This window comes from Anoxybacillus sp. (assembly GCF_036834105.1).
In the GTDB taxonomy this organism is placed as follows: domain Bacteria; phylum Bacillota; class Bacilli; order Bacillales; family Anoxybacillaceae; genus Anoxybacillus.
Genome location: NZ_DAITON010000065.1, coordinates 1 through 12,435, shown reverse-complemented (window position 1 = coordinate 12,435; position 12,435 = coordinate 1). Strand labels below are relative to the sequence as shown.

The 12,435-nt window shown below is 41.3% G+C and carries 19 protein-coding genes; 6 read left to right on the top strand and 13 right to left on the bottom strand.

From position 1 onward, the window contains the following. Positions 1-1,163 (bottom strand): ABC transporter permease (locus V7Z64_RS07990; protein WP_334110007.1); only part of this gene is annotated, 1,163 nt, incomplete at its 3' end. Beyond that, positions 1,156-1,899, bottom strand: coding sequence for an ABC transporter ATP-binding protein (locus V7Z64_RS07985; RefSeq protein WP_297992034.1), 744 nt, complete (start codon positions 1,897-1,899; stop codon positions 1,156-1,158). The genes V7Z64_RS07985 and V7Z64_RS07990, both read right to left, overlap by 8 nt. Positions 1,900-2,305: 406 nt before the next feature. Between V7Z64_RS07985 and V7Z64_RS07980 the strand changes: the two genes are divergently transcribed. Beyond that, positions 2,306-2,725 (top strand): HIT family protein, encoded by a 420-nt coding sequence (locus V7Z64_RS07980; RefSeq protein WP_003395621.1) that lies wholly within the window; start codon positions 2,306-2,308, stop codon positions 2,723-2,725. 43 nt (positions 2,726-2,768) lie between these two features. Here V7Z64_RS07980 and V7Z64_RS07975 read toward each other — a convergent pair whose 3' ends face one another. After that, positions 2,769-3,602 (bottom strand): peptidylprolyl isomerase, encoded by an 834-nt coding sequence (locus V7Z64_RS07975; RefSeq protein ID WP_297992031.1) that lies wholly within the window; start codon positions 3,600-3,602, stop codon positions 2,769-2,771. A gap of 164 nt (positions 3,603-3,766) precedes the next feature. Here V7Z64_RS07975 and V7Z64_RS07970 point away from each other — a divergent pair, with 164 nt between their 5' ends. Next, a complete protein-coding gene (locus V7Z64_RS07970) occupies positions 3,767-3,859 on the top strand; it encodes a YjcZ family sporulation protein (RefSeq protein ID WP_009362001.1) in 93 nt (30 codons plus the stop codon). Between the two features lie 36 nt (positions 3,860-3,895). Here V7Z64_RS07970 and V7Z64_RS07965 read toward each other — a convergent pair whose 3' ends face one another. Beyond that, positions 3,896-4,075 (bottom strand): hypothetical protein, encoded by a 180-nt coding sequence (locus V7Z64_RS07965; RefSeq protein ID WP_297992027.1) that lies wholly within the window; start codon positions 4,073-4,075, stop codon positions 3,896-3,898. Between the two features lie 135 nt (positions 4,076-4,210). Between V7Z64_RS07965 and V7Z64_RS07960 the strand changes: the two genes are divergently transcribed. Next, on the top strand, positions 4,211-4,552 hold the full coding sequence (locus tag V7Z64_RS07960; RefSeq protein ID WP_297992026.1) for a YhaI family protein: 342 nt from the start codon (positions 4,211-4,213) through the stop codon (positions 4,550-4,552). On the opposite strand, the gene V7Z64_RS07955 is transcribed toward V7Z64_RS07960, so the two are convergent. Then, positions 4,532-5,131: an HTH-type transcriptional regulator Hpr gene (locus V7Z64_RS07955; protein ID WP_297992024.1), complete on the bottom strand. Its 600-nt coding sequence runs from the start codon at positions 5,129-5,131 to the stop codon at positions 4,532-4,534. The genes V7Z64_RS07960 and V7Z64_RS07955 overlap by 21 nt on opposite strands. Positions 5,132-5,265: 134 nt before the next feature. Here V7Z64_RS07955 and V7Z64_RS07950 point away from each other — a divergent pair, with 134 nt between their 5' ends. After that, on the top strand, positions 5,266-5,448 hold the full coding sequence (locus tag V7Z64_RS07950) for a hypothetical protein (RefSeq protein WP_297992021.1): 183 nt from the start codon (positions 5,266-5,268) through the stop codon (positions 5,446-5,448). 46 nt (positions 5,449-5,494) lie between these two features. On the opposite strand, the gene V7Z64_RS07945 is transcribed toward V7Z64_RS07950, so the two are convergent. The 3 genes from V7Z64_RS07945 to V7Z64_RS07935 all read right to left on the bottom strand — a co-directional run bounded on the left by V7Z64_RS07945 (position 5,495) and on the right by V7Z64_RS07935 (position 7,461). Next, positions 5,495-6,016, bottom strand: a complete 522-nt coding sequence (locus V7Z64_RS07945) for a tryptophan transporter (protein WP_297992018.1) — start codon at positions 6,014-6,016, stop codon at positions 5,495-5,497. 98 nt (positions 6,017-6,114) lie between these two features. Further along, entirely contained in the window at positions 6,115-7,191 is a 1,077-nt protein-coding gene (gene serC / locus V7Z64_RS07940; RefSeq protein WP_297992016.1) for a 3-phosphoserine/phosphohydroxythreonine transaminase, read from the bottom strand. 102 nt (positions 7,192-7,293) lie between these two features. Next, on the bottom strand, positions 7,294-7,461 hold the full coding sequence (locus V7Z64_RS07935) for a sporulation YhaL family protein (RefSeq protein WP_003395637.1): 168 nt from the start codon (positions 7,459-7,461) through the stop codon (positions 7,294-7,296). 121 nt (positions 7,462-7,582) lie between these two features. Between V7Z64_RS07935 and V7Z64_RS07930 the strand changes: the two genes are divergently transcribed. Further along, entirely contained in the window at positions 7,583-7,768 is a 186-nt protein-coding gene (locus tag V7Z64_RS07930) for a YhzD family protein (RefSeq protein ID WP_297992012.1), read from the top strand. A gap of 19 nt (positions 7,769-7,787) precedes the next feature. On the opposite strand, the gene V7Z64_RS07925 is transcribed toward V7Z64_RS07930, so the two are convergent. From V7Z64_RS07925 to V7Z64_RS07905, 5 genes are all read right to left on the bottom strand, one after another. After that, positions 7,788-9,287: a coproporphyrinogen III oxidase gene (locus V7Z64_RS07925; protein ID WP_297992039.1), complete on the bottom strand. Its 1,500-nt coding sequence runs from the start codon at positions 9,285-9,287 to the stop codon at positions 7,788-7,790. Between the two features lie 69 nt (positions 9,288-9,356). Beyond that, a complete protein-coding gene (locus tag V7Z64_RS07920) occupies positions 9,357-10,217 on the bottom strand; it encodes a Cof-type HAD-IIB family hydrolase (RefSeq protein WP_297992009.1) in 861 nt (286 codons plus the stop codon). A gap of 72 nt (positions 10,218-10,289) precedes the next feature. Next, positions 10,290-10,634, bottom strand: a complete 345-nt coding sequence (locus tag V7Z64_RS07915) for a YlbF family regulator (protein WP_003395645.1) — start codon at positions 10,632-10,634, stop codon at positions 10,290-10,292. Between the two features lie 62 nt (positions 10,635-10,696). Then, positions 10,697-11,806 carry a DUF445 domain-containing protein gene (locus V7Z64_RS07910; RefSeq protein ID WP_297992005.1) on the bottom strand — a complete coding sequence of 370 codons (1,110 nt, stop codon included), beginning with the start codon at positions 11,804-11,806 and terminating at the stop codon, positions 10,697-10,699. Between the two features lie 40 nt (positions 11,807-11,846). Then, positions 11,847-12,140, bottom strand: coding sequence for a hypothetical protein (locus V7Z64_RS07905; protein WP_297992002.1), 294 nt, complete (start codon positions 12,138-12,140; stop codon positions 11,847-11,849). Between the two features lie 98 nt (positions 12,141-12,238). Between V7Z64_RS07905 and V7Z64_RS07900 the strand changes: the two genes are divergently transcribed. Continuing rightward, on the top strand, positions 12,239-12,403 hold the full coding sequence (locus V7Z64_RS07900; RefSeq protein ID WP_297992000.1) for a hypothetical protein: 165 nt from the start codon (positions 12,239-12,241) through the stop codon (positions 12,401-12,403). Positions 12,404-12,435 lie beyond the last annotated feature (32 nt).

Here is a 12,435-nt window from a genome sequence, read left to right as displayed (position 1 = left end):
TTTATATACATAACGAGCAGGACGCAAAGCAACCCTTCTGTTATAAGTACAGCCATTCCTGCCGAAAGTGATACGACGAGCGTAGACAACATTGTAAATAGAGCCGTTTGCATGCCGAATACAATAAGCCATATGCTCAACACAGATTGACGTTGCTTCATCACGGTTAACGGATATAAAGCAAGCATCGGGTGACCGCGATGATGAGAGAAAAGCGGCAATAGCTGTAACGCCGTCGCATAAGTGAACAACAATGAAAAAAATACGTATCCTACCGGTATCGTGTAAATAAATATAGCGCCAATCGCTGTTAATCGCATAACAATCCCTAAATATTCCCCGCTCCGCACGAACGTCCGCACATGTAAATATGTGTACGCTTGCTTCGTCGCTCGGTCAACGATACGTAACAACGGAGATAGCCAATATCGCTTTTTTACCGTTTTACGCAAATGTGGAACGTCAACAAATAAATGAACGACACGATAAAATGACTGCATCCGTCTAGTTTCATCTTCGAGCAGCACATCCCACTTTAATGGGGTATTTTTGACACTTCTTGCTATGTATCGTGCAACGATCATCATGATAACTGCCATTGTGACGACAAAAGCGTAAGTACCAACAAGAAAAAAATACATCGCCATGACATTCAAAAAAAAGCGAATACAACGATGAAATAATGACCGCTGTGAGAAAGCATCTTCTCTCCATTGAACGAGCATATTCCATCCTTTTAACAAAAAAAGCACGACACATAGCAAAACGAAAGATTGACTAGAAAATGTACGATGGAGCGGAAAAAGAGCAATCGCCATCATCATACATATGAACATATGCACGATAAAACTATACATGCCGGCCTGGAAAAAATACGGACGCATGTCTCTTTCAACCGGAAGAAGAAAAACAGTATCCGCCTCTTTCAGCAGCGTTCTCACCCCGCTCGGCGTTAATACAGAAGCGAAAATGATCGATGCGACTATGGCGTATGGAAACTGCTGCAACGAGTCAATCCATTGCTTATATACGTACGCTCCTGCCCCAACAGCAATGAACAACACGATAAGTAAATGATCATTAAACATATACCGACCATATCTTCTCACTTGTGCTACATAAGCAATAAACCGCTCTTTCCACAACTGTTTTCCATCAATCATCGTTCGTCTCTTCCTTTGTTAATTCGATATATATTTCGTCTAGCGTCGCATGAGGCATATGAAGCTGTTCTTGAAGCATCGGCAATGATCCACTTGCCTTCACTTGACCATTATGCAAAATGACAAATGAATCACAATATCGCTCTGCCGTCGCTAAAATGTGTGTCGACATCAAAATGCCCGCTCCTTGTTTCTTGCGCTCATCAATTAGCTGAAGTAGCGCTTGAATAGCAAGTGGATCTAACCCGACAAACGGCTCATCAATAATGTAGAGTGGGGCGTCTACTAAAAAGGCGCACATAATCATCACTTTCTGTTTCATCCCTTTAGAGAAAAATGCAGGAAAGGCTTTTAATTTTTTCTCAAGACGAAATGCCTGTAACAACTTTGACACACGCTCATCGTAGTCCCTATCTGAGACGCCATACGCCATGGCAGTGAGGCGTAAATGCTCTTCAAGCGTTAATTCTTCGTATAAAGCAGGCATTTCAGGAATGTATGTAAATTGGGCACGATACTGTTTCGGGTCATCTTGGAAAGTCATTCCCTTTATTACAATCGACCCTTTTCGTGGCTGCATCAATCCGATAATATGTTTAATCGTCGTGCTTTTTCCTGCCCCGTTTAGCCCGATTAACGCAACAACCTCTTTTTGATGAACAGTAAATGATACGTCGTCTAAAACGTTTTGTTTCGTATAACCCCCGACTACATGTTGAACTTGTAATAACTCCATCGTTGTTTTCCTTTCTTATGTAATTATTTTTTATTTTAACAAATGAATAATGAAAAGAAAAACGGGTTATGATAAGTAGCGAAGAGGGACAAACAAGTAGCAAGTCGCAGTGAGCAACAAGGCAAGTTCAAGAACATGATGAAATGAGGTGTCTACGGGCCGCATAATAAGCTAGCCTGTAACAACGAAAACACTCCCTTAAAAAGGGGATGGTCATCTTGAACAACATCGTACTCACAAACGCGTAACTGATTCTACTCGTAAATGAGGTGTTCCCAAAAGACACGTAATCATGAAGTTCCCTCTTCAGTGGGCAGGATGCGATACGCATCCTGCCCTTTCCGTTTTTCGAACGGCTATCGTTGTGGTAAAATGAAGACAAAATGGAAAGAAAGGTGGCATAAACATGAGCGACTGTATTTTTTGTAAAATTATAAACGGTGATATTCCTTGTGCAAAAGTATTTGAAAACGATCACGTCATCGCTTTTTTAGACATTAGTCAAGTGACAAAAGGGCATACGCTTGTCGTACCGAAAGTACATAAAGAAAACATTTATGAATTAACACCTGAACTTGCCCAGCGTGTTTTTGAAGTCGTCCCTACAATCGCCAATGCGATTCGCGAACAATTTTCCCCAGAAGGCATTAATATTTTAAGCAACAATGGGGAAATCGCGGGTCAAACCGTCTTTCACTACCATATGCACATCATCCCACGTTACGGCAAGGGAGATGGCTTCGGGGCGGTATGGCGGTCACATCAAAGCGACTATACGTTCGATCAACTTCAAGACATCGCCGCACAAATTAAGCAAGCTCTATAGAAAGAAGGTGTCCTAAAAAGGGCACCTTCTCTTTCAAACCGACTTATTCGCTCTTTAATGCATCTTTTAACGACTTGTCTTTAATTTCTACATTGGCATCTTTCATAAGCTGATCGAGCTTCGATTGTACTTTCGATGCATCAAGCTTGCTTTTTTTCACTTCATATTCGATTTGTTCTTTCATTTCATCAAATGACTTTTTCTCTTCTTTATCTGTCACTTTAATGATATGGTAACCGAATTGTGTTTTTACCGGTTCGCTAATTTCCCCTTTATTTAAAGCATATGCTGCTTTTTCAAACTCCTCGACCATCTTGCCAGGTCCAAACCAACCTAAATCGCCACCGTTTTGAGCAGAGCCGGTATCTTTCGAATATTCTTTTGCTAATTTCGCAAAATCTTCGCCTTTTTCTAATTTTGCTTTAATTTCTTTTGCTGTTTTCTCATCTTCAACTAAAATATGACTTGCTTTCACTTTCGGCTTATATTCTTCATAATATTTTTTCAATTCTTCATCCGTTACTTTCACGTCTTCCATCGCTGCTTTTTGGCGTAATAAATCGAGTTTTACCATGTTGCGAATGGCTTCTTCGCCGTTTTGCTGCACCGCTAAATCATATTGCATCCCGTACATCTCTTTCAAATTTTCAATTTCCTTATTCAATTCTTCGTCCGTCACTTTAAATTTTTTACTTAACACTTTTTCATGAACGAGATCGCGTAACACATCTTTCCCGAAACGTTCTTTCATCTCGTTGTATAGCTCTTCTTTTGTAATGTTGCCTGCCTTCGTTTCGACAACAACTTCTGATCCGTTATTACAAGCCGAAAGCGCAAGCATCGCTGCTGCCGACATGGCAACTGTCCATTTTTTCATTTCCCACAACTCCTATCTATAAATGTACACAAAACATACTATACCATATTTTTTCCGAAAGCTAAAATAAACCGCGAGTGCGCCCATACATTTTCGCTTCGTTTTACATACAATACATTGTCAAAGCGTCGCAACGCCTTCATATACGAAAGGAGGTGTCGTCTATGGGTGCAGGAGTAGGATATGCAAACGGATTTGCGTTAATCGTTGTGTTGTTTATTTTATTAATTATCGTTGGTGCAGCTTGGTTATACTAATCGAAAGGAAAGCTGACAGGGACGCTGTCAGCTTTTTCATGCAAACAACACTTCGATGTAGGAAGAAATGAGTAAAATGGTAATAAGGACGTTAATCGTTCGAAATACTTTCGGCTGTTTTTCTTCAGGAATTTCTTTTTGAATACAAAGTGCATTTGTTAGCTGATTAACGATGAGCAGTACAATGGTCGCAAGGGGTATAAAATAAAGAGCCAAACGATTCCCCTCCTGTTTTATGTATTTACTCCCCTAATTTACAACGATTTTTTCGATAAATCAATAATAGCATTTCATTTATGCAACAAATCCTGTAAAATAATACACACAAGTAGAGAAAAGGAGTTTCGAAAGATGAGCATTGAACAGCGCATTGAAAAATTAGAATATTATTGTTCGCTCATGCTAGACATGATCTCACCAGAAAAAAAGCCGTTTTATGCGCTCGTCATCCGCTATGGTTTAACGAAAAAAGAAGTCGAAGACACGCTGCGACTGTGCGAACAATTAACTGAACAATATAAACAACAAAAAAAGGAAGGATTCGTGATTTTCACCTCGCTCTTTACTGAATTTGCGAGTGCGCTTCATCCGAACCTTCCGCTAGCTGAGACGATTGATGCATTGCAAAAACAACAACTATTCGTTCCACTCATGAACGAGTTTCAACGGTTATTACATACGTTCAACAAATGAAGCGACTTCTTCTTTTGGCTCATCTTTCTTTTTCAACTTCCCGTTCTCTTCCACGAACTCTTGTTCAATATTTTGAAAAGAACGCTCAAAAATTTCCATAAAATCGTCCCCGTACACATTTCGGATCATACACATCATTTCTAACATTTCTGGAAATTTACCATATAATTCATACAACGGCTGAATGCCTTGAAGTACAGACGTCCGTTTTGGATCGTATGACTCCATTAATTTCAATAAAATATCTTCTCCTTTTTTAGTCAGCTCGATGTACGTATTTCGTTTATCGTCTTCTTTTTTCGAAAACGACAACAATCCGCGCTCCTCTAATTTTTTCGAAAAGTTAAAGGCGGTCGATACGTGCATGACACCAAACTTCGCAATTTCAGAAATAGATGCTCCTTTTAAATGGTATGCAATCCATAAAATATGATGCTCGTTAATGTTTAAATCAAACGGTTTGATCCATTGTTGCCAATCTTTTTCAATTGACTTCCATAGCGCTTTACTTAATTGGGCAACCCTTTGACTAAATAACATCGCCTCTTTAACAGAATAATGTCGTTCCGTGCTTTTCATCTCTCCACCCACTTTTTCGTATTTCCTTTGTTTTATCTTTTATTATGCCAGTAAAACAATAAATAATAAAGTATTAAATATTAGAATTTTTTAATAAATTTTAATATACACTTTTTGAACTAGGAGGAACGAGCATGGTCATCGCCACGGCGACAATTGGTCTCATCTTTTTGTATTTCACGATTGCTACGTTTTCTATGTTGAATAAAGCGCGCATGTATCCCCCGAAAAAAGTATTAAAGCAACGCATAAGCGTATTCGGACCCCTCGCCCTTTTTTTTATCGCCCTCACTCTTTTACTCGTTCGTATGCAGTAAGAATGATATAAGGAAAACCCGACCAGAAACGATCGGGTTCTTTTTATTATTGTTGTGGAACGGTATATGTTCGTCTCATAAGCGACTGAACGATCGGATAAATGACGACCATCGCAATCGTATTGACAAACGCCGTTGGAATGACGACAGCAACGAACAGACCGCTAAACGTCGCTCCTCCTGGTAAGCCAACGATGGCTAATGCGACAGCTAAAAACGTCGCCCCTGAAATGAATGTGCCGACAGCAGTAAGCAATGCCGCTTTTACCGGCGTCGCTTTCGCCTTAAACAGCATAAACAATCCAAAAAAGAGCGCAGCCGTCACCACTTTATCAACGACGTTCGGAATAAATCCACCCGGAAAACTTGTCGTTACTCCAGAAATAATCCCTGTGGCGATAGCTAGTAAACTAACAGCCGTTTTGTTCGGAAAAAGCATGATGCCTAAAAACATCATCGTCAACATCATATCCGGCTTCATTCCGAAGAAAAAGCCCGGAATGACCGTGTGAAGCACAGCACCGATCCCAACAAAAAGCGATAACAACACTAACGTTCTCGTATTCATTTCTCATCTCTCCTCATCTCATTCTTTTCTCTTCTCAGCTTGTAAGCAAGTTTAACAATATTATAGCACTTTAAAGTGCCGAGGTAAAATAAAAATTTTCAAAAAATATTTTTTCGGAACGTTTCCATAAACTGCACTAGCGCCTCACACGCTTCTATATCAACAGCGTTATAAATTGACGCGCGGCACCCTCCGACTGAACGATGGCCAGCTAATCCAATAAACCCGCTTTCTTTTGCCTGCGCTAAAAATGCTTTAGTGAGATGTTCCGTCGGCAACGTAAATGTGACATTCATATGCGAGCGGCTTTCTTTTTCAGCATGGCCTTTGTAAAAACCGTCGCTTTCATCAATACAGCGATACAACATCGCCGCTTTTTCTGCATTTTTCTTTTCGAGCGCTTGGACGCCACCTTGTTCCTCTACCCACTCAAGTACGAGCGACAACATATAAATCGCAAACGTTGGCGGCGTATTGTACAATGAACGGCTTTCGCTATACGTGCGATAATTCAACATAGTCGGTAAACGATCGTCCCCTTTTTGCAACAAATCTTTCCGAATGATGACGACCGTCACACCTGAAGGTCCTAAATTTTTTTGCGCCCCTGCATAAATGAGCGCAAAACGGCTCACGTCAATGTCACGGCTTAAAATATCGCTCGACATATCTGCGATCAAGTCGACAGAAACGTTTGGAAATTCACGCCATTGTGTTCCTGCAATCGTGTTGTTTGACGTAATATGCAAATAAGCAGGGCGTTCGGATAGTTCGATATTCGTCGGAATATATGTATATTTCCCCTTTTTCGACGAAGCTGCGACGTGCGTTGCCCCTACTTTTTCCGCCTCTTTCATCGCTTTATCCGACCATGAGTCTGTCAGTACATAGTTGCCGATTTCCCCTTCTTTTAACAAGTTCATTGGCACCATCGAAAATTGCAAACTTGCCCCTCCTTGTAAAAAGAGGACATCGTGCGTGTTTGGGATGTTCATTAACTTACGCAACAACATCTCCGCACGTTCATGCACCACATCATATTCTTTACTTCGATGGCTTAACTCCATGACAGACATGCCCGTTTGTTGAAAGTTGAGCAATTCCTTTTGCGCTCGCTCTAACACGGCAAGCGGCAACGCGGAAGGCCCTGCATTAAAGTTGTACGTTCGCTTCACGCTTTTCTCCCCCTCGTATCATGTAATAATATATATCCTAACATGAAACAAAAAAAAATGAAGAAAAATTTTTGAGAATTTTTTAAAAAAGAAAAGACCTTGTTATTCCAAGGCCTTTTGTCGCTGCGCGCGCGCTTGACGAATACGTTCCATATACACTTCCCCTTCTTTCTCAAGCAACGTCTCATCTATTTTCCGTTCTTCCCTAGCCGCACGAATCGCCATATATCCGCTCATCACAATACCGACAATAAGCAACGTTATAAGCATGAACATCCTCCTTTAAGCTTGTCTTACTTTACACATATGCAAATAAGCGAAAAAATAGACGCATAAAAGAAGGAAATCGTTGTGAAGGAGCGAATATATGCGAAAGAAAGGGGTTGGGAAGATGAACGTATACACGCTTACTGTGTTTGAAAAAACGGGTGAAAAATTGCTCGATGAAACATTTACTGCCACAAACGATGAGGAGGCAAAGCGAATAGGGGAACAAAAATTAAAAGAAAAACAGCTTGAACATAAAACGCATCGCTGCACAACATCGAGCGGCAAACTCATTTTATTCCATCGATAAAGCCCCGATCATCTCGGGGCTAAAATAATTGTTCCATCATGTTTAATTTTTCTTTTGTGTAGTGTTCATAATTTTCATTGTACGCCTTCGGTTCTTTCGGATTGGCAAAATGGGTAATGGCTTTTGTTTCAGGATGCACGAACTTGCTTGATGCACCGCATCCTAGTCCGATAATGGACTGCTGTTCTTCCATGATCATAATGTTATAAATGCTTTCTTGGCCTGGCAAAGCATAACCGACGTTTTCTAAATTGCCGAGAATATTTTTTTGACGATATAAATAATACGGCACATATCCTTTTTCTTTCGTCCACTGCTCTGCTCGCTTCATCATTTCACTAATTTCATCGCGATCAGCTACTTTATACTTCTCTTTATTTTTCGTCATTTCTGAAGCGCGCTTGAATGACAACGTATGCACCGTCAACGACTCCGGCATGAGCTTTTCTGTTTGCTCAAGCGTATAACAAAACTGTTCGACACCTTCCCCCGGCAACCCGATAATTAAATCCATATTGATATTGTTCATGCCTGCTGCACGCGCAAGATGAAATTTTTCGATTGTCTCATCAACCGTATGATGGCGACCGATCGCTCGCAACGTTTCTTGAATATATGATTGTGGATTAATGCTAATGCGGTCGATGTTCCATTTTTTCAACACCGCGAGCTTTTCTGGCGTAATCGTATCTGGTCTTCCTGCTTCAACTGTAATTTCACGCACCCGCTCAACGTTTGGAAAAACGCGATACATATGGGCATATAACGCATCCATTTCTTCTGCAGTAATGCTTGTCGGTGTTCCGCCACCGTAATAAATTGTCGTAATCGGAATGTTGCGCTCTCGTAAAAATCGCCCAATTTGCTCCATTTCATAATGCAATCCAATTAAAAATGCATCGACTGATCCTTGCTTTCCTTGAATAGCATATGCCGGAAACGTACAATATGCACATTTCGTCGGACAAAACGGAATGCCGATATAAATGCTCACTTCTTTTGACAAGTCATAAAGATCAGGGACGACCGTCAACTGACGGTCAACAATTTGTTGCATAAGCTGAATTTTTTCATCCGTCACTAAATAATCTTCGCGTAGTTGACGGTGCGCTTCCTCTTTTGTTACACCAGACCGCAATGTTTGGTGCAGCAACTTTACCGGACGAACGCCCGTTAAAATGCCCCATTGCTGCACAAAACCTGTATACTGCTGCAGTAATGTTAAATATATATACGAAACCGCATGCTTCACTTGCTTCATGCGTCCTTTTTCTTCTGTCGTCTTCCACGCTCGCTCATAACGGGCGGAGCACGTGCGATCATGTTCATCATGCAACGTTCCTGTAACGACAAGTTGCTCCTCATGTCGTACGACAATCGTCACGCGCACGTTAGCTTCTCCCGTCGGCATAAATGAAACTGTTCGCTCTTCAAAAAATAAACCGGTAATGACCTCAAGTGAACGTTGAAAACGTTCAACCGGATCGAGTCCACAAATGTCAATACGCAATGAAATCACCTTTCGCTTCAAAGTATTAAGCTCATTTAAGTGTACAGAAGAAGCGAAAAGCTCGTCAAGAAACGGAAATTATTTTTTCTCTATCGTGCGAATTTGCCGTAAAAACTGAGGACGATGCTGTTTGCGAAAATGCTCTTTAATCATGTAGGCGACACCAAGTTGCTCATTTGAACGTGTCACCCAATCCGCCACAGCTTTCACCTCGTTCGGCGCATTCCCCATCGCGACGCCAAGTCCAGCCGCTTCGATAGCTGGCATATCATCAATTTGATCCCCGATGACGACCATTTCTTTCAATGAAATACCGAGTTCGTTTCCGAGGCGAATGAGTCCGTTTTGTTTTGATACACCTTTTTGGAACAGTTCAATTTTCCCTTCACTTATCGTGACCGCAAGCTCTGGAAACGCCTGTTCGATCGTTTCGACAATGTCATCACGTTCCTCTTCATCTGAATAAAATACGTCAATTTTCATTACATCAATTGGATCGTCTCGCAATACATCACTTAACGAATCAACAAATTGAGCTGGATAAAAAAACGGATCTCCTAAAATCGTTTTCGCAACCATATTGTTTTTTATTTTTTTTCGATTTCCGATCGAATATCGCTCGTGAAGTAAGCGCACATTGCAGTTAAAATGTTCAAGCACATGCACAATATCAAACGTTTTTTGTGCTGGAATGACTGACTCATGCAGCTTTTCGTCTAGCGACTTTGCGATGAGCGCACCTTGAAACGTTACTAAATACGAATCTAATTTGAGCGCTTTCGCTACTTTTTTAGCGGACAAAAAGTTTCTTGATGTCATCAATGTAATATATACATCTTTTTTCTTTACAAATTCGATTGCTTCTTTCGTTTTCTTCTCTAGCTTTCCATTTGTTTTTAATAACGTGCCGTCAATGTTTAACGCAAGTAATTTATACATGATCGTCCCCCCTTGATGTCGTGTCCTCATTCATACGTATGACAAGGGTATAAAAAAAAGAACACTCATTTTTCATGAGTGCCCATCATATAGCTGTTCAATCGGCTGAATCATCGCAGCCATCGCCTGTGCAAACAACTCGTTTAACCGCTCTTCGGCACGAATTAAACGCGCGATGTTTTCATTCATTTCAATGACGTGCAAATGTTGTTGTAACATCTCTACATCCGCATCGCTTACAGGTAATCCATTCATTTGCTTTTGTTGCAGCTGTTTTTGTAGTGTGCGAAATCGCGCAAATAATTGATGTGCTGTTTCGTCACGTTGCACTTGCTCATATGCGCGACGAAGTTCCATAAATGGTTCGCTCATACGGATGGCTGTCGAAAGTTCATGAATAGCTTGAAGGACGTTCATGCGACACGCTCCTCTCCTTTTCCCTTTCTTTTTACGATATGAGCGAAGCGGCCGCCGTATGTCTACAATTGAACGAAAAACGCAACACATCCTTGAACGAGCCCGATCATTCCTCCTAACAAAGCACCTAAATACGTGATCATTTTAAACTCACGGCGCGAAATCGTTAAAATCATCTCTTCTAGCCGTTCAACAGAGAACGAAGCTACTTCTTCTCGCACAATTTCTTGCAAGTGCAACCGCTTCATCCATTGTTCCAATCGCTCAGATGCAAACTGTAAAAAGAAGCGTACAAACTGCGGCAAAGAAGAGCGCACATACGGGGCAACAAGCGGACCGAGCGGCTGTTGCAACGGCTCTTGCACAATCGCCGACGTCAATCGCTTCAACCATCCGACAACCGTTTCACGACCGACAAACTGTTCAACGTCACGGACGTGTATCGCTTTTACTTTTCCCCATTCGTTTGTAAATAATTGCACAAGCAATTGTTTCGCCCCATCACTTTGCAAAAACTTCACGACTTCTGGACGAATTTTATCCGCTAAACTAACGTTGCCAAGAAACATTTGAATCATATTGCCAAACATACCACGGCTTTGTAAAAATTCATGAATCATATGCTCCATTTGCCGTTCTCCTTGCTCGCTCTCTACATATGCGCGCAAGCGGAGCAATAAACGATCAGCAATGGTAGGAATGGCATCCTCCATTTTTTGTAATAACTCGCTCGGAATCGCTGCATAAAGCGGAAGTTCGCCGCGTTGCAGCATCGTCATGTTATATTTTGTTTCGATCCACGTTTCAACCATTTGTTGCGGATGCTTTATACCCATCCGCTCTAACCAAAACGCAACCGTTTCGTCGGATTGAAGCCATTTTTCTACTTCTTCTTGCACGTAGTCCGTCATATCGCGAATAAACGTTTCATCGTTTAACTTTCGGCGCAAGCCGTCCGCTGTTAATAAATGCTCAACAACCATGCGTCCGAGCTGTTCCGCTAACTCTTCTCGCCGCTTCGGAATAAGTCCAGGGGTAAACGGCAGTCTTTTTCCTGCGATATAAATGGGACGATACGGACGGAAAAGCATTTTAATCGCAAGCGAATTCGTCATTCCCCCGATGAACGCTCCGACAGCCATCATAAAAAGTAAATAAAGAAAAAGCCCCATAACGATCTCCCTTCTACTAATGAACTGCTCTAACCATTCATTATAGGGCTTGTCCGTTATGAGTGCAAATGCGCGATAACTGCTTGTGTAATCGTTTCAAACATTTGCATAACAAGACGCGAAACACTTCCCGCTCCGTCGCATGTTCTGAAGCAAGCCATGCCTCTTTATATATATTCATTTTCTCAAATTGTTCGCGCCATCCATTTTCCGTTTCTTTCGTTGTTGTGTTCCATTCCTTTCCTAAATGAAGCAAATATAAATAACGAACGAGCACTTCTTCTTCCTCGTCTAAATGATAGTTCATTAACGCATGTAAATAATGGACAACCATACTGTTCACCTCTCGTCATGAATATATGAACAAAGGAAATGAATCATGTATACTTTTTTTTTCGGTCATACAAAATAACGAATAAGGGGGCATGCATAATGAAAGAACGCGACAATTATGAATGGGATATCGATCGCATGATTAACGAAGGCATGGCGGGAGGTTACGTATATTCGTGCCATCACGCAACAAACATTGAAGAAGCGCGTGATGTTCAAACAGAACAACCACCACACGAAGTAAAATCGAGTAGGAGGAGGTGATTAACCTCCGTCCTCTCACACCACCGTACGTA